Genomic DNA, 20,414 nt, shown 5'->3' on the forward strand with positions numbered 1-20,414 from the left:
TTTAATGATTAGCGCAAAATTTAAAATAGAAACTAGTACTATATGATTTCTAAAATACTCATATTTCCTTTTGTACTATTGGTTCGATTTTATCAAGTTGCGATTTCTCCGTTTACACCTTCCGCCTGCCGATTTGAGCCTACGTGTTCATCTTATATGATTGAAGCCCTGCGTATTCACGGTTTGTTTTATGGAGGATTTTTGGGAGTAAAACGTATTTTGAGTTGTCATCCTTGGGGCAAGACGGGTTATGATCCTGTTCCAAAAAAAACATGCAATCACAAACATTAACCTTTTTTAGTATAAATGTACTTTAAAACTCTATTTTTACGACTAATAAACAAATTTAACACTAAATGACACACGCTTTAAACATCGTTTGGAATCCATCAGAAGGAATCGATTTAGGCTTTTTTATCATTCGATATTACAGCTTAATGTTTGTAATTGCTTTTGGGTTAGGCTGGTATATCATGAAAAACATCTTCGAACGAGAAGGTGAATCAATAGAAAAATTAGATTCATTGTTTATCTGGACTGTGTTGGCAACCTTAATTGGTGCACGTTTGGGACACGTTTTCTTTTACGATTGGGAATATTACCGCAATCATTTATTAGAAATTATTTTACCGTTTAGATTCAGTCCAAATTTTGAATTCACAGGTTATCAAGGTCTAGCGAGTCATGGCGCTGCGATTTCTATAATTATTGCCATGTATTTTTACAGTAAAAACGTGTTGAAAAGACCACAATTGTGGATATTAGACCGCGTTGTAATTCCTGTAGCAAGCGGCGCTATTTTCGTGAGATTAGGCAACTTTTTCAATTCGGAAATTATTGGTCATGAAACAACTTCACCTTTTGGAATAAAATTTATTAAAGATCATTTTAGTCCGATGGACGCAGTAAATGCTACTCAAATTCCAAATCCTAAAGATGCTTACACAGCCATTGCAACAGATCCAAAATTTGCGACTTTACTGGAACAGGTTCCCGTGAGACATCCTACCCAATTATACGAAGCATTTTGTTATATTTTTGTTTTTGCCATCTTATTTTTCATGTATTGGAAAACAGAAAAAAGGAAATATACAGGATTCATTTTTGGAATGTTTCTCGTTCTTTTGTTTACAGTACGTTTTATTGTAGAATCCGTTAAGGAAAGTCAAGGTGGTTTCGAAAGCGCTTTAGGTTTGTTTTCAACAGGTCAATGGCTAAGTATTCCGTTTATACTTATAGGACTGTATTTCATCTTTACAGCTCAAAAAGAACTTACGAATTAAATAATTATTCGTTTCAAAAAAAAGCGTTAGCTACATCAAAGTAGCTAACGCTTTTTTTATAGGGTAAATAAAAATCCAAAGTCAATATTTTTAGTATTGTAACCGGAATTAGTATTTTGTAATCCTGCATTTGAAACATGACGAATATTTGGTCTTACATCAAAAATTACTTTATTATATTTGAAAGTAAACCCTAAAGCTAAAACATTTGCGAAGGCAAAACCTTTAGACAAGCGCTCCGTTTCCGTATCTGTAATCATTGGTCCGACACTTCCTAAAACGTAAATTGAAGCCGATTTAAATATTGGTTTCCTTACCATAAAGCCAATATTAAGAACGTATTCTTTCACACTCTTTAGCTTTGTATATTGTTCTCGTTTTGCAATATAATTCAGTTCATCAGGTTTAACAAAATACAAATTTAAGAGTTGGTGTGTAGCTAAATTAAGCTCTGGCTGCAGTACAAATTCGTATTTAAAGCTCTTTGCATCTTTTATTTTGTAATATAATTGCAACTTGAAATACTGGTTTGTATATGTATAATTTCTATTTTTAAATTCATTACCTAATCCGTAAGCAAAACCAAATTCAACTCTATTGTCATCATCTTGCGCGTAAAATGGAATTGAGCTACAAATAATAATTGCAATAAGAAATGCTTTCTGACACATACATTTAGATTTAAAACTCATCAGCTATTTATAACAAACAGTTAAATTACGAATTAAAAATTTCACTTTGGATTGCAGACAAAAAAAAGAGATTCAACTTTCATTGAATCTCTTTTTAAAATTTATATAAAAGCTTTTTTTAGCTTTCTTGGTGTGCTTTTTCTACCTTGTTTTTATCTTCTTTAGAGATTGTATCCACAAGTACTGGAGTTGCAATAAACAATGAAGAATAAGTACCTACGATGATACCTACCAACATAGCGAATATAAATCCTCTGATTGATTCTCCACCAAAAACAAACATGATTAATAAAACCACAATCATCGTTAATGATGTATTGATAGTTCTTGACATGGTTGTATTAATAGATTGATTTACAATCTCAGCAAAAGTTCCTTTTGTTTTACCAGCTAAATATTCACGAACTCTGTCAAATACAATAACAGTATCGTTCATAGAATACCCAATAACGGTTAGGATCGCAGCGATAAAGTGCTGATCGATTTCCATTCCAAAAGGCATGAATTTATAGCATAATGAGTAAATTCCTAATACAAAAATAACATCGTGTGCAATAGCTGCAATAGCTCCTAAACTGTATTGCCATTTTCTGTAACTGATCATTAAGTATAAAAATACGATAGCCATCGCTCCAAGTACCGCCCAATATGCGTTAGTTTTAATATCTTCTGCTACAGTTGGACCAACTTTAGAGGCTTGTAAAACACCTAATTTTTTACCGTCATACGCATTTACAAATTTTTCATACGTCATATCGGCAGCAAAATGTTGTTTTAAAGCGCCAAACAACAACTTATTCACTTCTTCGTCCGCTTTAATTCCGGGCTCTTCAACTTTATATTTCGTTGTTATTTTTAATTGGTCAGTACTACCAAATACTTTAACCTCAGCGCTACCGTCAAAGACTTTTGATAATTCTGCTTTTACCGCTTCAGTTTCAATTGGTTTTTCAAAACGTACTTGAAATGTTCTTCCTCCAACAAAGTCAACACCTTCATCAAGTCCGTTTGTTGCTAAAGAGATCACACTTATAACAACTACTATGCTTGAGAATAAATACGTCCATTTTTTCATTCCTAAGAAATCAAAATGAAAGTTATTAAACATATTCTTAGAGAAATTTGTAACAAATGTCAAATTATTCTTTTTGCTTATGTTCCAATCAATGAAGATTCTCGCAATAAAGATTGAAGTAAATAATGATGTTACGATACCAATCAATAATGTAGTAGCAAAACCTTTAATTGGTCCTGAACCAAAAATAAACAATACAGCTCCAGTTAAAATATGCGTTACGTTAGCATCCGTAATAGATGACATTGCACCTCTCCAACTGTAAGAAGTTTTAACCGCTTCTTCTAGTGTTTTACCCGCACGTAATTCTTCTTTCGCTCTTTCGTAAATAATGATATTTGCATCAACCGCTGTTCCCATTGTTAAAACGATACCGGCAATACCTGGCAATGTAAGAACTGCTCCGATACTTGCTAAAATTCCGAATAAGAATAATAAGTTAACTGCTAGTGCAACGTTAGCATACCAACCCGCTTTACCATAATAAATCATCATCCAAAGCGATACTAGAAGTAATCCTATCAAAGCGGAGTAAGTACCATTCTCAATTGCTTCTTGACCTAAGGATGGCCCTACCACTTCTGACTGAACAATATCAGCAGCAGCTGGCAATTTACCTGCTCTTAAAACATTTGCTAAATCTTTAGTTTCTGAAACATCAAAAGCTCCTGAAATTTCAGATCTACCACCTGAAATTGGCCCTGTAGAAACACCAGGTGCTGAATAAACTATATCATCAAGAACAATGGCAATATTACTTTTTTGAGTGTATGCTCTACCTGTTAATTCTTCCCAAGCTTTTGCACCTTGACCGTTCATTTGCATAGAAACCGCAGGTTTACCGGATTGATCAAATGTATCACTTGCATCCGTTATAACACCACCGCTCATTGCAGGAACATTATCTCTATTACCTTTTAAAGCGTATAATTCTACAGCATCAATATCTTTTGCTTTAGCATCTTTAATTATCATTGGCTTACCCCATACAAACTTTGCATAACGTTGGTCACCAGCTAATAAAATTCTAACATCGGCTCTTTTCAAATACCCGTTTACTGCAGCAGTATCTTTTGGTGAGAAAAGTCCCAAAACTGGACCTCCACCTTGACCAATAATTTTATCAAACAAAGGATTTTCTCCTTTTTTAGTGGATGTCGAATCCTTAGCATCCGTAAGTAAAGCACTCAATGAATCTTTTACAACTGGCTTTACCTCTGTAGTTTTAATTTCAGTTTTTTTCAATGACTCATTAGCAGCCATTAAAAAGTTTCCAATTTCTTCAATTTTATAGGTTTCCCAAAACTGTAATTGAGCTGTACTTGATAATAATTTTTTAGCACGATCCACATCTTTTGCCCCTGGAAGTTCCACAAGAATTTGACCTGAATTTCCTAGTTTTTGAATGTTAGGCTGAGTTACACCAAATTGATCGATACGTTTTCTTAAAACGCCAAAAGCACTTTCTACAGACTCATCTACTTTTCTAGAGATAACCTTTTTTACTTGCGCATCTGTCATTTGAAAATCTACTCCACCTTCACCTTGCAAACTTCTGTTTGCGAAAATATCAGGAGATGCTAATTTTACAGTTCCTTTTGAATTTGCTTCAAAAGCATCAAAAAACTTGTCTAAATATGATTTATTACCTTGTAAATCTGCAGAAGCATCAGCCAATGACTTATTGAAGACTGGGTTTTTAGAATTATTAGATAATCCTTTTAAAATGTCTTTTACAGATATTTGAAGTATAACATTAATACCACCTTCTAAGTCAAGACCTTTATTGATTTGTTTGTCACTAACTTCATTGAACGTGAAATCGGTAAAACCAAGATTAAATACTTTCTCTTTACCAATAGAATCTAAATATTTTACTTCTTTGTCAGCATTTCCATTAGCAAAAGATTTTGCATCGTTTTTTACTTTACTTGCGACAAAAGTGAAAGAAAGTTGGTAAATACTTACCAATGCAAATAGAATTGCGAAAAATTTAATAAGTCCTTTATTCTGCATTATTACTAAAAATTAATTATTTTTATTTATTTATTTTTGCTTTAAACCCTATATAATAACACTTTACATTCATTTATTATAATAAAAAAAGAATATACCGAGTTACCTCATTTTTTTTAAACCGAGCAAATATATAATTAACGTTAAGATTAACCAATTTATTTATAGATTAATCTCAAGAAAAAGACTGCAATGATGCAGTCTTCTCTTTTTATATGTAAATTTTTATACCAAAATCGATTTTAAAGCGTCATTCATTTGTCTGACAGCATCTGCACTTTTAGCAAATAGTGCTTTTTCAGCATCATTTAGTTTAATGTCAAGAATTTCTTCTACTCCATTTTTACCGATAATACATGGAACACCAATACAGATATCATCCTGACCATATTCTCCTTCAACGAAAACTGAACAAGCAATCATTTTCTTTTGGTCATTCAAAATACTGTCTACTAAGAAAGCAACGGAAGCTCCAGGAGCATACCAAGCCGATGTTCCAAGAAGTCCTGTAAGTGTAGCTCCACCAACCATAGTATCTGCAGCTACTTTCTGCAATTCTTCTTCCGATAAAAATTGAGAAACTGGGATTCCGTTGTAAGAAGCCAATCTTGTCAAAGGAATCATCGTTGTATCACCATGCCCACCTATAACCATAGCTGAAATATCATTAGCCGGTTTGTCTAAAGCTAAAGACAAATACGTTCTGAAACGAGAACTATCTAATGCTCCACCCATACCTATAATTCTGTTTTTTGGTAATCCAGTAGATTTCAATGCCAAATATGTCATCGTATCCATAGGATTAGAAACCACCACAATAATAGTATCCGGTGAATGTTTCAATACATTTTCAGCAACTGTTTTCACGATTCCTGCATTGATTCCTATTAATTCTTCACGAGTCATTCCTGGTTTTCTTGGAATTCCTGACGTAATTACAACTACATCACTTCCTGCTGTTTTAGAATAATCATTGGTAACGCCTGATACTTTGGTATTAAAACCTGTATTAGTAGCGCATTGCATAATATCTAATGCTTTACCTTCAGCAAAACCTTCTCTAATATCCAATAACACAACTTCGCTGGCAATTCCTCTATAAGAAATCACATCTGCACACGTCGCTCCTACATTCCCTGCTCCTACAATGGTAACTTTCATATTTTAAAGTTTATTCGGTTATTTTTTAATCTTTGTGGTTAATTATTTAATAGAACATTTCCTAAGCGTCAATATTTGCGTAAACTGCATTTTTCTCAATAAATTCTCTTCTTGGCGGTACTTCGTCACCCATTAACATAGAGAAAACTCTATCGGCTTCCGCCAAACTGTCAATAGTTACCTGACGCAAAGTTCTAAAACTTGGATCCATTGTAGTTTCCCATAATTGCTCAGCGTTCATCTCTCCAAGACCTTTATAACGTTGAATTCCTGCACTTCCGCCCATTCGTTCATTCGCTTGGTCACGTTGTACGTCATTCCAAGCATACTCTTTCTTGTTTCCTTTTTTAACTAAATACAAAGGTGGTGCTGCAATATACACATGACCTTCCTCGATTAATTCTTTCATAAAACGGAAGAAGAACGTTAAGATTAAAGTAGAAATGTGACTACCATCGACATCGGCATCACACATAATAATTACTTTATGGTAGCGTAATTTTTCAATATTTAAGGCTTTACTATCTTCAGCAGTTCCTATTGTAACTCCTAGAGCAGTAAATATATTTCGAATCTCTTCGTTTTCAAAAACTTTGTGATGCATTGCTTTTTCTACGTTCAAAATCTTACCACGTAAAGGCAAAATAGCTTGAAACGCACGATCACGACCTTGTTTTGCAGTTCCACCTGCCGAATCTCCCTCGACAAGGTATACTTCACATTTTGCCGGATCTTGTTCCGAACAATCTGATAATTTTCCAGGCAATCCACCGCCACCCATTACGGTTTTTCGCTGCACCATTTCACGGGCTTTTTTGGCCGCGTGACGTGCTTGTGCCGCAAGAATTACTTTTTGAACAATGATACGGGCATCATTTGGATTTTCTTCCAAATAATTTTCAATCATTTCACTCACTGCCTGACTTACTGGAGAAACAACTTCTCTGTTACCAAGTTTGGTTTTCGTTTGTCCTTCAAATTGTGGTTCCTGAACTTTCACCGAAATAATAGCAGTCAATCCTTCACGGAAATCATCTCCTGAAATATCAAATTTTAGTTTGTCTAACATTCCCGAAGCATCTGCGTATTTCTTTAACGATCTTGTAAGACCGGTTCTGAACCCTTGCAAGTGTGTTCCTCCTTCGTGTGTATTTATATTGTTTACGTAAGAAAAAATATTTTCCGTGTAACTCGTATTATAAATCAAAGCAACCTCAACCGGAATCTCTCCTTTTTCATGATCCATAGAAATTACGTGTGCAATAATTGGCTCACGGTTTCCATCTAAGTAACGGATGTATTCTTTTAAACCTTCATCAGAATGAAATACTTCCGAAACAAAATTCCCGTCTTTATCTAATTCTCTTTTATCTGTAAAAGTGATTGTGATTCCTTTATTCAAAAAAGACAATTCACGCATACGAGCGGATAAAGTATCATAAGAATACTCTATTGTTTGCGTAAATATGCTTGGATCCGGATAAAAAGTAACGATTGTTCCTCTTTTTGTCGTTTCACCAATTTGTTTTACCGGATATAACGCTTTTCCTTTTTCGTATTCTTGTTCGTATATTTTACCATCACTACTGTGAACGGTAGCTCTCAAATGGTTTGACAATGCATTTACCACAGAAACCCCAACACCGTGAAGTCCTCCAGAAACTTTATAGGAATCTTTATCAAACTTTCCTCCGGCACCAATTTTAGTCATTACAACCTCCAATGCCGAAACACCTTCTTTTTTATGAATACCTACCGGAATACCACGTCCATTATCCTCAACCGAAACGGATCCATCTTCATTAATATCAACTATTATGGTATCACAATGGCCTCCCATTGCCTCATCGATAGAGTTATCTACAACCTCATACACTAAATGATGTAGTCCTCGAACACCCACATCTCCAATATACATCGAAGGACGCATTCTTACGTGCTCCATTCCTTCTAATGCCTGAATACTATCTGCTGAATAACTGTCCTTCTTGATTTCTTCGCTCATATATATTTTATTGTAAAAAATGTAATTTTTGTATAACACGCAAATATATAAAAACGCAAATTAGATAACCGTTAAAATCCCTTTTTAAGCCCTTAAGTTATTAACATTTGTTCATATAATTACAAAAAAAAAGCTCTCAAAATTGAGAGCGTTCTTCATTTATAAAAAATTCAAATTTTTGTTTCAAACCACAACTCCTGTTTTGGCAATTCCAATATCTGCCCGAACGTGAGCTGCATTGGCTCTTCCGCTTGGATCTAGGTTTTCTTGCCATTTTGGAATCCATTTCCTAACTGTTTGCGCGGCACTTATTTGCGGATAATATTTATTAAATATCGACCTATAAAAGTAGGCTTCTTTAGTGGTTGGTGAGTTATAAGGAAATTCGGCTGCAGCTCCGGCTAATTGCTCGTCCGTAACTTGCGTTGCACAATATTCAATCAATTGATCGATCCAATTGTATCCTACTCCATCCGAAAACTGTTCTTTTTGTCTCCATAAAACTTCTTCTGGAAGATAGGGATTATCCGGAGTATCAAACGCTTTTCTTAGAATGTATTTTTCTTTTCCATCATACGTTTTATGCATTTTTTCTTCTGCTTTGATGCGAATTGACACATTTAAGAACGCTTTATCCAAAAACGGAACTCTAGTCTCTAAACCATGTGCCATCGTTGATTTATCCGCTCTTAATAAATCAGCCGTAAATAATTTCTGTACTCTTTCAATGGTTTCCTTTTGGAAATCCTCTGCCGAAGGCGCATTTCTAAAATACAAATATCCACCAAAGATTTCATCAGCTCCTTCACCTGAAAGCACCACTTTTACACCTAAATCCGTAATCGCTTTCGACAAGAAATACATTGGTGTACTTGCTCGTACTGAAGTCACGTCATACGTTTCTAAATGCCAAATTAGTTTCTCTAAAATTTCAATTCCTTCTTCGACAGTAAAGTGAATTTCATGATGCTCTGTTCCTAAATACTCAGCAACTTTTCTGGCTGCCGCAGTATCTGGCGCATCAGCATTTAAACCAATTGAAAATGATTGTAATTTTTTACCGCTTTCTGCCAATAAACGACAAGCAATTGCTGAAGTCAATGAAGAGTCTAATCCTCCAGAAAGCAACACACCAATAGGCACATCGCTCATTAATCTTTTACGAGTCGCTTCGGTCAACGTTTCTCTGATTAACTCCAAATCTAATTCTTGGTCGGCTTTTAAAAAATCTTCATATTCCGGTTTGTAATATTTTACAAAACCTGTTTTTGCAGTATAATAATGTCCCGGAGGAAAAGTAGAAAATGTTTTACATTGATCTGCGATAGGTTTCATTTCAGAGGAGAAATAGATTCGCCCCCTTTCGTCCAAACCATAATACAACGGCTTTACTCCCATTGGGTCTCTACCAGCAATAAAATCATCACCATCCACCACCACAAAAGCCCAGTCTCCGTCCAGCATATTGCAAAAATCATATCCAAACTCTTCATACAAATGCACAATAACTTCAGAATCTGATTTTGTTCTAAAAGTATGATCTTTTAAAACACCATCTCTTAATTCCTGATGATTGTATATTTCGCCATTATGAACCATGTAGGTGGTTTTCGTACCTTGTATCGGTTGTTTTCCGGAATGCAAATCAATTATCGATAGCCTTTCATGACTGAGAATATGCCCTTTTTCAGTAACATGCAAATCACTTTCATCCGGACCACGATGCGTCATTCTTTTTGAAAGTTCTCCAAACAATTGCTCCTCTTTTCCTCTTCCGATAATGGCTAATATTCCGCACATAACGCTGTATTTTTATTTTTTACCAATTCTAAGTCAACAAATATGCAATAGCAGTTACAAACACAAAACACAATTGTAGTATTTAGTTACTATTTCAAACAAAAAAATATTTTTTACATTAAAAATGTAATTTAATTGCCATAAACCTAAGCTCACTGTAACAACTATAACTCATGAAGTACATTCTTACAGTTATTGCACTTTCTGACCTTTCAAGTAGGTATTAATTGGTTTCATTTTCACTATTTTATTTTCTTCCACTTTCATCAAATCCTGATCGTACATTACAAAATCAGCCCATTTTCCCACTTCAAGACTTCCTTTTTCTTTTTCTTCGAAATTAGAGTAAGCTGCCCAAATGGTCATTCCTCTTAAAGTTTCCGCTCTGGTCAAAGCATTTTCCATTTGGAAACCACCTTTTGGATATTCCTTACTGTCTTTTCTGGCTACAGCCGCATGAAAAGTTAGCATCGGATTTACTTCCTCCACTGGAAAATCAGTTCCAAGGGCTACCATTCCCGCTTTTTGAAGTAATTTTTTATAAGCATAGGCATTTTTCAGCCTTTCTTTCCCTAATCTATCTTCAGCCCAATACATATCGGATGTGGCATGCGTAGGTTGAACTGAAGGAATAATTCCAAATTTGAAATAATCAAAATCTTGTTCACGCAAAACTTGCGCGTGCTCAATTTTCCATCTTCTATCTTTGGTTCCAGCCAAAACATCTCCGTAAATTTTCAAAATCACCGTATTTGCCGAATCGCCAATAGCATGCGTATTCAACTGAAACTTTGAAGCCGCAATCTGTTTGGCTACATCCTTTAATCCAGAAATTGGTGCCAACAAAGCGCCGTATTGGCCTGGCTTGTCGGAATACGGTTTATGCATGCAAGCACCGCGAGAACCCAAAGCGCCATCACCGTACATTTTAAAAGAACGTACATTTAGATTATCCGTTTTATAAATTCCTTTTTTTAGATATAAATCAATATTTTTCTGATTTGCCGTAATCATTGCATACACATTAAGCTTCATCACTTTTGCTTTTTGCAAACTATCCATCAAATGAATAATGTCCGGATCTAATCCTGCATCATTTACGGTTGTCAATCCATAATCAAACATCACTTTTTCGGCATCCAATAAAGCGGCTATTTGTATTTTACGGGTTGGTTTGGGAATTATTTTAAACACTAATTCCATCGGATTATCTACTAAAATTCCTGTTGGTTCTCCGTTAGCAATTTCAATCTGTCCGCCATCTGCTTTCGTATCTTTAGTGATTTTTGCTAATTTTAATGCCTTACTATTCACGATAATTGCATGACCGTCAACTCTGTTTAAAACTACAGGAATATCAGGAAATGCAGCGTCTAAATCAGCTTTTGTAGGATACTTTTTGACTTTCCAGTCGTTTTGATCCCATCCGTTACCTACAATAAACGTTGGATTTTTATCTTTTTGAAAAGCCTTTAAACGAGTTATTATTTCGTCCATACTTTTGGTACCGCGTAAATCAGCTTCCTGCAAGCTTAAACCATAGCTATAAAAATGGCAGTGTGCATCAATCAAGCCCGGGTAAATAAATTTCCCTTCCGCATCTATTGTATTTTTGGATTCATATTGTTTTGAAATTTCGCCATTAGTCCCAATAGCCACAATTTTCCCCTTATCAATTGCCATAGCCGAAGCCGTTCCAAAAGAGTTATCTACCGAGTAAATAGTAGCATCTGTAATAATAGTGTCAACGGTAACTTTATTTTTTTGATCACAGGAAATCAACAAAAACAAAGCAAGAAATAAAGTAATAGATCTCATAATAAACATTTTAGTTATGCTAATATAAAAAAACTGTACCGAATTATTTTAAACAAACGGAATTAAAAGAAATTTTTGAATTCTTAACTCGACCATTCTGATTATTTCCATAAAAAAACGCTCTCCAAAAGGAGAGCGTTTGTCTATTTGTAAAATCTTAATTAATTGTGTTTATGCTTTTGCATACGCATCATCATGCACGCTAGCTACTGCTCTTCCAGATGGGTCATTCATGTTCTTGAATGCCTCATCCCATTCCAATGCAATTTTTGTACTACACGCAACGCTTGCTTCTTGCGGAACACACAAAGCAGCTGCATCACTTGGAAAATGCTCATGAAAAATAGAACGGTAATAATATTCCTCTTTTGAAGTTGGCGTTTGTAAAGGGAACTTGTATTTAGCATTTGCTAATTGTTCATCTGAAATTTCAACCGCTACCACTTCTTTCAAAGTATCAATCCAACCGTATCCTACACCATCACTAAATTGTTCTTTTTGTCTCCAAGCAACACTTGGCGGCAACATCTCTTCAAAAGCTTTACGAACTACCCATTTTTCCATTGGATGTTCTGCATTGATCATTTTATCCTGAGGATTAACGCGCATCGCCACATCCATAAATTCTTTATCTAAAAATGGCACACGCCCTTCAATTCCCCATGCTGCTAAACTTTTGTTCGCACGCAAACAGTCGTACATGTGCAATTTACCTAATTTACGTACGTTCTCCTCATGAAACTCTCTTGCATTTGGTGCTTTGTGGAAGTATAAATATCCTCCAAAAAGTTCATCTGCTCCTTCACCCGACAATACCATTTTGATACCCATTGATTTGATAACTCTCGCCATTAACCACATAGGTGTCGATGCTCTAATAGTAGTCACATCATAGGTTTCTAAATTGTAAATCACATCTTTAACCGCATCCAAACCTTCTTGAATAGTGAATTTAATTTCGTGGTGAATCGTTCCTATATGATCCGCTACAATTTGAGCAGCCGCTAAATCCGGAGAACCTTCTAATCCTACTGAGAAAGAATGTAATTGCGGATACCAAGCATCAGCAACATCTCCAGATTCAATACGTTTTTGCGCATATTTTTTGGCTACAGCCGAAGTAATCGAAGAATCTAATCCTCCAGAAAGCAAAACACCATAAGGCACATCACTCATCAATTGTCTATGAACCGCAGCTTCTAAAGCCACTTTAATTTCGTCAATGCTGGTTACGTTGTCTTTTACGGCATCATAATCGGTCCATTCTCTTTTATACCATTGTACAAATTCCCCGTCTTTACTCGTCATATAATGTCCTGGAGGAAACAATTGTATTTTTGTACAATAGCCTTCTAAGGCTTTCAATTCTGAAGCTACATAAAAAGTTCCATGCTCATCCCAACCTATGTATAATGGAATAATTCCCATGTGATCACGAGCAACAAAATATTCGTCTTTTTCTACATCATAAATAGCAAATCCAAATATTCCGTTCATTTCATCTATAAAATGAGGTCCTTTTTCTTTGTAAAGTGCCAGAATTACTTCGCAGTCACTTTCTGTTTGAAAGTTATATTTCCCTTCAAATTGTTTACGCAATTCTCTGTGGTTATAGATCTCACCATTTGCGGCTAAAACAAGTTGTTTATCTTCACTGAACAACGGTTGCTTTCCTGAAGCAGGATCAACAATTGCCAAACGTTCGTGAGACAAAATGGCTTTTTCATTACTAAAAATTCCACTCCAGTCCGGTCCACGATGACGGATAATTTTAGACATTTCTAATACTTGCGGTCTTAAAACTTCCGCTTTTTGTTTTAGGTCAAAGGCACATACTATTCCGCACATAACTATATATTTTTAATGTTTTGTTTATTTTGATAAGGCAAAGATGCAGTTATAGTTCTAATTGAAAAACACAAATACTATTTTTAGTTATAAATTATAACCAAAAAATAGCATTTGTGTTTAAAATGTAATTAAAAAAGAATAAAAAAGGAATAGAAGTTGAGAATTGTAAAATGGGACGCAGATGATACGGATACAACTCCCGAAGCTTCGGGACGGATTCTAACGGATTTTATTCAATAGCCTCCACCAAATACTTCGTACCATTAATCTCAAAAGTAAAACCTTCTTGATTTCCCATGAGTTTATTTCCCAAAGGAGATTGTGGTGATAATGCGATAATATTGATTCCCTCGACATTGATTTTTGGAAGCGCCACACTCAGATACAAATAGATTCCGTTCGCTTTTACCAAGCTCCCCAAAATAATTGTTTCGGCAATAGTAGCAGCATCAATTTTATCCAAAACTGTTTTTTGATCCAGTACTTCTCTCAACTTACGATTGAGTTTTTCCTGCTCAATGTGCATCATGGATAAAGCGGTTTCATGTTTGTCTCCGGCAGAACCTTTGGCATCGTTCTTAGAATCTTCGGTAAGCGCCACAATCATGTCTTTGAAAACATCGATTCGATCCTGAACTAATTGTAAATAATGGGTATGTATTTTTTGTTTGAAAGTCATAATTAGAATTACTAGCCTGACAGGGTTCAAAACCCTATCAGCGTTTCAAATTTTTATAATAAAAAAAGCGAAGATTGTTTTCCGTTTCGGCTCCCTCTCCTTTGGGGAGGGCTGGGGTGGGGATTTAAAAATCAAATTTATAGTTCACTCCCAGAATCACTTGAAATCCCTGAACTGGGTAATTCAACCATTTTTGATAGGCATTATTAGTGATATTATTAGCTCTTGCAAAAGCAGTCAATCGGTCGCTGTATTTGAATCCAACATTTGCATTAACATCAAAATAAGATTTCAAAGTTACAGGAGCTGCATTTGCCGAAAAGGCCGTATTCATCTGAAAATCTTTTCGCTCACCTACGTAAAACACATTTGTTCCAGCGAACCATTTTTCTGTAATATTAAAATCAAGATTTGAATTTATTTTTATTGCTGGCATATTCCAGGCTTCTTGCTGAAAATCATTAGTGAAACTGCTGAAAGTTCCGTTGATTCCAAAAGTTACATCCTCAGAAAAATCAGCTTTTAATTCTCCATAAAAACTTAATGTTTTCATATCATCATACACCACTTGAAAGGAATTCCCGTACGCATAATCCTCATTTCCTGTACTTTCATTGTAATCATTGCTTCTAAACAAGGCTTTATTTCTTTCATTTACATATGAAGCTTTTACATTATAACTCACATTATTTGTCAATTTCCCTTTTAATCCTGCAAAAATATCATATTGCTGATCTGTTGGAGTTATGCTCAAAGTCGGAGATAAAAACGGATTTTCGTTCACAAAATCCTGATATGAATTTTGTTTTAAATTTCCTTCGGCACCAGCATAGAAAATCATCAAATCGCCAACAACTTTATACGAAGCATTGAATTTTGGATACACATAAAAGGAATTATTGCTGTTTTGATTATCCATACTGTAAAAAACAGCGGCACCAATATTCAGTGTCCAATCCTCCTCCTGCATCACAAAGCTTGGAGAAATTCCAAAATTCGTAAATCCGTATTTGATGGCTTCGACATTCGTGTTTAAATAATTTTTATCGAAACTTCCTCCCACATAATCTACCGTTAAATCCGTTTTCACAGCACTTTCCATCACGTCAAATTCAACGGTTGGTTTTGCATAAAATCTATTTTCTGAAGATCCTGAAGCATCTGAAAAATGGCTGTATTTAAGACTTGTTTTATTCAAAATACTTTCGCTGAAAGCAACATTTCCGCCCAACGTTATGGTTCTGTACGTTTGCTGCGGATCAATTCCATTAATCAACATCACTTGATCCTGGGCTGATAAAGTATTTCCAAATTCCGACGGCAATCCGTACCAATTATAAATCTGATTTTGATATCCTAAATCCAAATTCCAAGACACGTCTTTTTGATTGGAACCATACATTAAGTCTAACGAAGTATCATAAAACCGATTTTCTAATGCTACATTTTTGATTCCGCCTTCTGACGAATGATGACGGAACATTCCTCCAACATAATCAGTGTTGCTGATATCGTGATTCACGAATAATTCTCCAATAAAAGTTCCGTAATTCCCAACACCAAAAGTCGCGTAATTTTTAAATAAATGTGCTTGTTTTTCTTTCTCCACGCCCTCTGCTTTTCCTTTGGATGGTGTAAATGTTGACGCTACCGGAAAAGAAAAAATCGAATATTTAATACTTTCTTTTTTGGCATTACCTTCTTCATCAAGTTCTGGGACTTCTTTGACTTTGTTCGCATCCGAAATTTTTGGTGTATATGGTTTTACAACATTTACGGTTTCGGTTCCAATTTGCTCTTTCTTTTGTGCAAACGAAAATTGAAATGCAATAAGTAATAAACTTAAAATTATTTTATTTTGGAAATTGATTTTCATTTTTATTGTTGTTTTTTGATAAAAGAAGAAAGAAACAAGACTTTACAAATTGCCTAATCAATAACTTTTTCTTTCTAATTACCTCTTTAATTTTTTACTTCTTATTTATTACTTAACTTGTAATTTAAACTTCCCACTCGCCTTTTGCAATGAATTGCGATTTACCACCAATATTTATATCAAAATGATTATTCTCTAATTTTCCGTCAAAATAAATTTGAGAAGGTCTATTTATGAAATCGCCCTGATGATTAATAATTTGAATTTTTGGAGCATTATATTTTAACAGAAAAGCCTGCAAACAAGTGCTTGCACTTCCCGTTGCTGCATCTTCTATAAGTTGATTGTTTTCTATACAAAGCATTCTACTGCTTAATTTCGTGTCTTCTAAACAAAAGAAATACAACGCTCTATGACTTGTTTTACAGTTTGCCTGCAACCATTCGTTCATTTTAGTTTTATCCAAAATCAAATTCTCTAAAACTTTTTTATTTTTGACAGGAACAATTACAAACGCGCTTCCTGTGGTTACTTCCTGAATGGGAAATGCATCATCAAAATCAGCACGGCTTAAATTGCTGAAGTTCAAAAAATCTTCTGCTGAAAAAGTATCCAAAAACTGAGGTTGAGCAGCCTGCAACCAAACCAAGTCTCCCGATTGATGCACCGGAATTTCACCAATTGGCACCGACAATGTAATCTTTTCCGGTTTGTGCTCAAAGATCTTATTCATCAAAACCCACGAAGTCCCAATGATTGGATGACCGGCAAACTTCATTTCGTGCTCCGGAGTAAAAATTCTGATGGTTGCCGAATTATTTTCAGCATTAAGCTTGGTAATAAAAGTACTTTCCGCAAAGTTGATTTCACGGGCAATTTTTTGCATCTGTTCGTCACTTAAGGCTTCAGCCTCTAAAAAAACAGCCAATTGATTGCCCGCATATTTTTTCTCTGTAAAAACATCAACTAGATAAAAAGGTAGATTCATTCTCTTTGTTTTTTGGCTTTCAATTATTTTAAAAATTTTACGCTTGATTTAAGCTGTTTTCCAACTTTCAAACCTTGATTTTTATTTTGTTATCGATGAGTTAGTTTTGGATTCTTCTGCTTTTATAATATCCAATTCTCTTTGCGCATCTGAAACCACATCCGGAAAATCAGTGAAATTCTGACTTACATTTTCTAAAATATAAGTCGCCTGATAACTGTCTTTTAGTCCGTAAAAGTTTTTCGCCATTAAAACTAAACCTTTGGCTCCAAAATATTTATAGCTGGAATAATTCTTCGCTAATTTTTGAACCGCAACATTTGACACCTCAAATTTTCCTTCTTTATTTTTAAAATAAGCATCATAATACAAGGCTTCAGCAGCTAATTCGCCTTTAGCAATCGTCATTAATTTTGCGTAGGCCTCTTTAGCTTTCGCTTCATCACCGGTTTCAATTGCTGCGCGTGCAATGATGATTTGCGCATCACTTTTTACATTATCATCTGTTTTAGGATTCATCAAAACCTTCTCGGCATAAATACCTGAATTTGGATAATCTTTCTTATCGTAATACAATTTCATCAAATTAGATTGTGCAAATGTTTTATTTTGAGGAATATCCGCTTCATTTTCTAAACGGGCCAAAATTAGAATTGCTTTTTGATCTTCTTTGTTTTTAAGGAAAATTTGAGCCAATCGCGACAACGATTGTTCTGTAAATTCACTTCTCGATTGTGCAACTATGTATTCATAATTAGGAATAGATTTGCTCTCTGACCCTTCAGAAAAATACAATTGAGCTAGGTAATAATTAGCCTGTAAAGCATGAATCCCACGAGGAAACTGGCTTACATAACCACTAAATCCTGCAATAGCCTGCTTGGTGTTATTTTGTTGAAATTGTTTTTCAGCAGCTTCATACGTGTCATTATCCAATTCTGCATCTGTAACGGCAACAAAATCCAATGTACGAACCCAAGTTGCATATTCATCCACTCTGCCATTGTCTACATAAATCAATCGAGCGGTTGCTACCGCTTCTAAAGCCTCCGGAGTTCTAGGAAAATCAGCCGCGACTTTTTTAAATTTCAACAATGCCTGCTCGTCTTTATCTGTATTATAATAAACCAATCCCTGACGCAAAATAGATCTAGAAGTGAAAGAACCTTTTTTGAATTCTGTATTCAATTGGTCGTACGTTTTTACGGCAAGGTCATTTTTATTCTCAGCAACATAAGTATTTGCCAATTCAAAAAGTGCATCGTCTCTGTATTCTGATTTTAGATACAATTGTAAAAAAGCGTTTAGTTCGTCAATTTTCTTATCGTTTTTAGCTAAAAATCCGTAGGAAATAGCTTTTTGGAAATACGCATAATCCGCATCAACACTTTTAGATTCGATTACTTTAGTGTAGGCATCCATTGCCGCACCGTATTTTGAAGTCACAAAACGACAATCCGCTAAACGCAAATAGGAATCATTGAGACGCACTTTATCAGCAGGCGCTTTTTCTATTTGGTTTTGGAAATAATTACCCGCTTGATCATATTCTTTCAATTTGAAATAAGCGTATGCAATATTGTAATTACTGTTTTTAAATTCCGGTGTTTTAGAAGCTTGGTTGGCACCAACAAATTGTTTGAAACTTAATAATGCGTCTTTAAAATCATTCAAAACATATTCTGTTTCTCCTTTCCAGAAAGTAGCACGAGCTGTAAAAACAGCATCTTTTTGTTCCCCTAAAGATTTCGTAAACATTTTTAGTGCTTCGGGATAATTTCCATCGGTGTATAATTCTAAACCTCTATAAAAAAGCACTTTTTGGTACGCTAATTTATTTTCTGGAGATTTATTTTTTTCCAATAAAACTAAAGCTTCTTTGTAGTTTTTAGAAGAAATATAAGAGTCAATCAATAATTTTTCTACCTCGGAACGGCTTGCATTCTCTGGATATTTTTTTAAGAAAGCCTGCAAAACAGAAGGAACACTTTGGTAAGAATTTCCTAATTCATAACTTAATTTTGCATAATTTAAACTCGCATCTTCTTGAATAGCCAAATCAAAATCCATTTCCGAAGCATTTTTGAACGCATTCAAAGCTTGTTGTTTTTTATCGGTATTCAGATAACTTTCTCCCAAATGATAATAGGCATTTTGCGCTACAAAATCTTTCCCGCCAATGATTTTATTGAACTGAGAAATCGCATTTTCGTAGTCTTTTTGCTTGTAATACGCATATCCTAATTGGTAAAAATCCGTATTATTCCATTTGCCTTTTTTACCTTTGTAAGCAACTAAAAATGGAATTGCGGTGTCGTATTTTTTTAAATTAAAATAGCTTTCGCCAATGATTTTATTGAGTTCTGATTTTTCCAAAGGAGTGGATTTAGCCATTGCTTTCTGACCTAAATCAATTGCTTTTTGGAAATTCCCCAATTTAAAATTCATATCCGCCTGATAATACGAAAGCTTTTCTTTGTACTTTTCTTCACCTGAAACTTCGTCAAAATACTTTGTAGCTTGCTTGTAATCGTCGCCTTCATACGCCATAAAACCTAAATAATATTTGGCTTGAGAACCATATTCAGCTGAATTCACCACTTTATTCAAATACACCGTAGCTTCTTTTTTGTTTTTGGCATTAAAAAAACTATAGCCTTTTTGGAAATTGAATTTATCTTGATCCTTTCTGCTTAAACTGCTTTCGTCAACTTTGTCAAACCATTGTAAAGCTTGCGGATAATTTCCTTGATTAAAATGATAATGTGCTACTTCGATGTACGCCTGATTTTGTTTTACGCTGGTAGGATAATCCGAAACAAATTGCTCCATCAACTCATCCGCATTGGATTGATTGGTTCGAATGGCACAATTCGCGGCATAATAAGCACAATCTGATTTCAATTCTTCAGTTGCGGCAGTTTCCTTTACTTTATTAAAAATAAGTTGCGCTGAAGCATATTGCGCGTCTTTAAATAAAGAAACCGCTTTATTGAAATCTTTTGAATCGTGCGTGTAAATGGTAGATTTTTGTGCCGAAATACTGGCCGTTATAATAAAAATGGATAAGAAGTACCTCCAGGAAAGTTTACGCATTGTGATTTTATTTTAATAATTCAAATATATTATATTCTGTCCTCTATAACGAATCACAATTGGCTTTTATTATG

Annotated in this window: 13 protein-coding genes; 2 read left to right on the forward strand and 11 right to left on the reverse strand. The window is 34.8% G+C overall.

The features are described from left to right. Positions 1-42: 42 nt before the first annotated feature. Together yidD and lgt are read left to right on the forward strand one after the other, a co-directional pair. The gene (yidD, locus tag DR871_RS00380; protein WP_113665349.1) at positions 43-291 is read left to right on the forward strand and encodes a membrane protein insertion efficiency factor YidD; all 249 of its coding nucleotides are present in this window, start codon (positions 43-45) and stop codon (positions 289-291) included. Between the two features lie 65 nt (positions 292-356). Next, the gene (lgt, locus tag DR871_RS00385; RefSeq protein ID WP_113665348.1) at positions 357-1,283 is read left to right on the forward strand and encodes a prolipoprotein diacylglyceryl transferase; all 927 of its coding nucleotides are present in this window, start codon (positions 357-359) and stop codon (positions 1,281-1,283) included. Positions 1,284-1,339: 56 nt separating this feature from the next. Here the strand turns inward: lgt and DR871_RS00390 are convergent, their stop codons facing one another. From DR871_RS00390 to DR871_RS00440, 11 genes are all read right to left on the reverse strand, one after another. Beyond that, positions 1,340-1,954 carry an acyloxyacyl hydrolase gene (locus DR871_RS00390; RefSeq protein ID WP_113665347.1) on the reverse strand — a complete coding sequence of 205 codons (615 nt, stop codon included), beginning with the start codon at positions 1,952-1,954 and terminating at the stop codon, positions 1,340-1,342. 139 nt (positions 1,955-2,093) lie between these two features. Continuing rightward, complete coding sequence (secDF, locus tag DR871_RS00395; protein WP_113665346.1) at positions 2,094-5,066, reverse strand: protein translocase subunit SecDF; 2,973 nt, start codon at positions 5,064-5,066, stop codon at positions 2,094-2,096. A gap of 225 nt (positions 5,067-5,291) precedes the next feature. Beyond that, on the reverse strand, positions 5,292-6,227 hold the full coding sequence (gene mdh, locus DR871_RS00400; RefSeq protein WP_113665345.1) for a malate dehydrogenase: 936 nt from the start codon (positions 6,225-6,227) through the stop codon (positions 5,292-5,294). Between the two features lie 61 nt (positions 6,228-6,288). Further along, complete coding sequence (gene gyrB / locus DR871_RS00405) at positions 6,289-8,232, reverse strand: DNA topoisomerase (ATP-hydrolyzing) subunit B (RefSeq protein ID WP_113665344.1); 1,944 nt, start codon at positions 8,230-8,232, stop codon at positions 6,289-6,291. Positions 8,233-8,415: 183 nt separating this feature from the next. Further along, positions 8,416-10,032, reverse strand: a complete 1,617-nt coding sequence (gene asnB, locus DR871_RS00410) for an asparagine synthase B (RefSeq protein WP_113665343.1) — start codon at positions 10,030-10,032, stop codon at positions 8,416-8,418. A gap of 192 nt (positions 10,033-10,224) precedes the next feature. Beyond that, complete coding sequence (locus DR871_RS00415; RefSeq protein WP_113665342.1) at positions 10,225-11,850, reverse strand: amidohydrolase; 1,626 nt, start codon at positions 11,848-11,850, stop codon at positions 10,225-10,227. Positions 11,851-12,021: 171 nt separating this feature from the next. Then, positions 12,022-13,698 carry an asparagine synthase B gene (gene asnB / locus DR871_RS00420; protein WP_113665341.1) on the reverse strand — a complete coding sequence of 559 codons (1,677 nt, stop codon included), beginning with the start codon at positions 13,696-13,698 and terminating at the stop codon, positions 12,022-12,024. 232 nt (positions 13,699-13,930) lie between these two features. Then, entirely contained in the window at positions 13,931-14,380 is a 450-nt protein-coding gene (locus DR871_RS00425) for a hypothetical protein (protein ID WP_113665340.1), read from the reverse strand. 124 nt (positions 14,381-14,504) lie between these two features. Then, the gene (locus DR871_RS00430) at positions 14,505-16,256 is read right to left on the reverse strand and encodes a porin family protein (RefSeq protein ID WP_113665339.1); all 1,752 of its coding nucleotides are present in this window, start codon (positions 16,254-16,256) and stop codon (positions 14,505-14,507) included. 124 nt (positions 16,257-16,380) lie between these two features. Beyond that, positions 16,381-17,244, reverse strand: coding sequence for a PhzF family phenazine biosynthesis protein (locus DR871_RS00435; RefSeq protein WP_113665338.1), 864 nt, complete (start codon positions 17,242-17,244; stop codon positions 16,381-16,383). Positions 17,245-17,325: 81 nt separating this feature from the next. Continuing rightward, positions 17,326-20,340: a tetratricopeptide repeat protein gene (locus DR871_RS00440; protein ID WP_113665337.1), complete on the reverse strand. Its 3,015-nt coding sequence runs from the start codon at positions 20,338-20,340 to the stop codon at positions 17,326-17,328. Between the last annotated feature and the right edge of the window lie 74 nt (positions 20,341-20,414).

It is taken from the genome of Flavobacterium petrolei (genome assembly GCF_003314435.2).
Classification (GTDB): Bacteria; Bacteroidota; Bacteroidia; order Flavobacteriales; family Flavobacteriaceae; genus Flavobacterium; species Flavobacterium petrolei.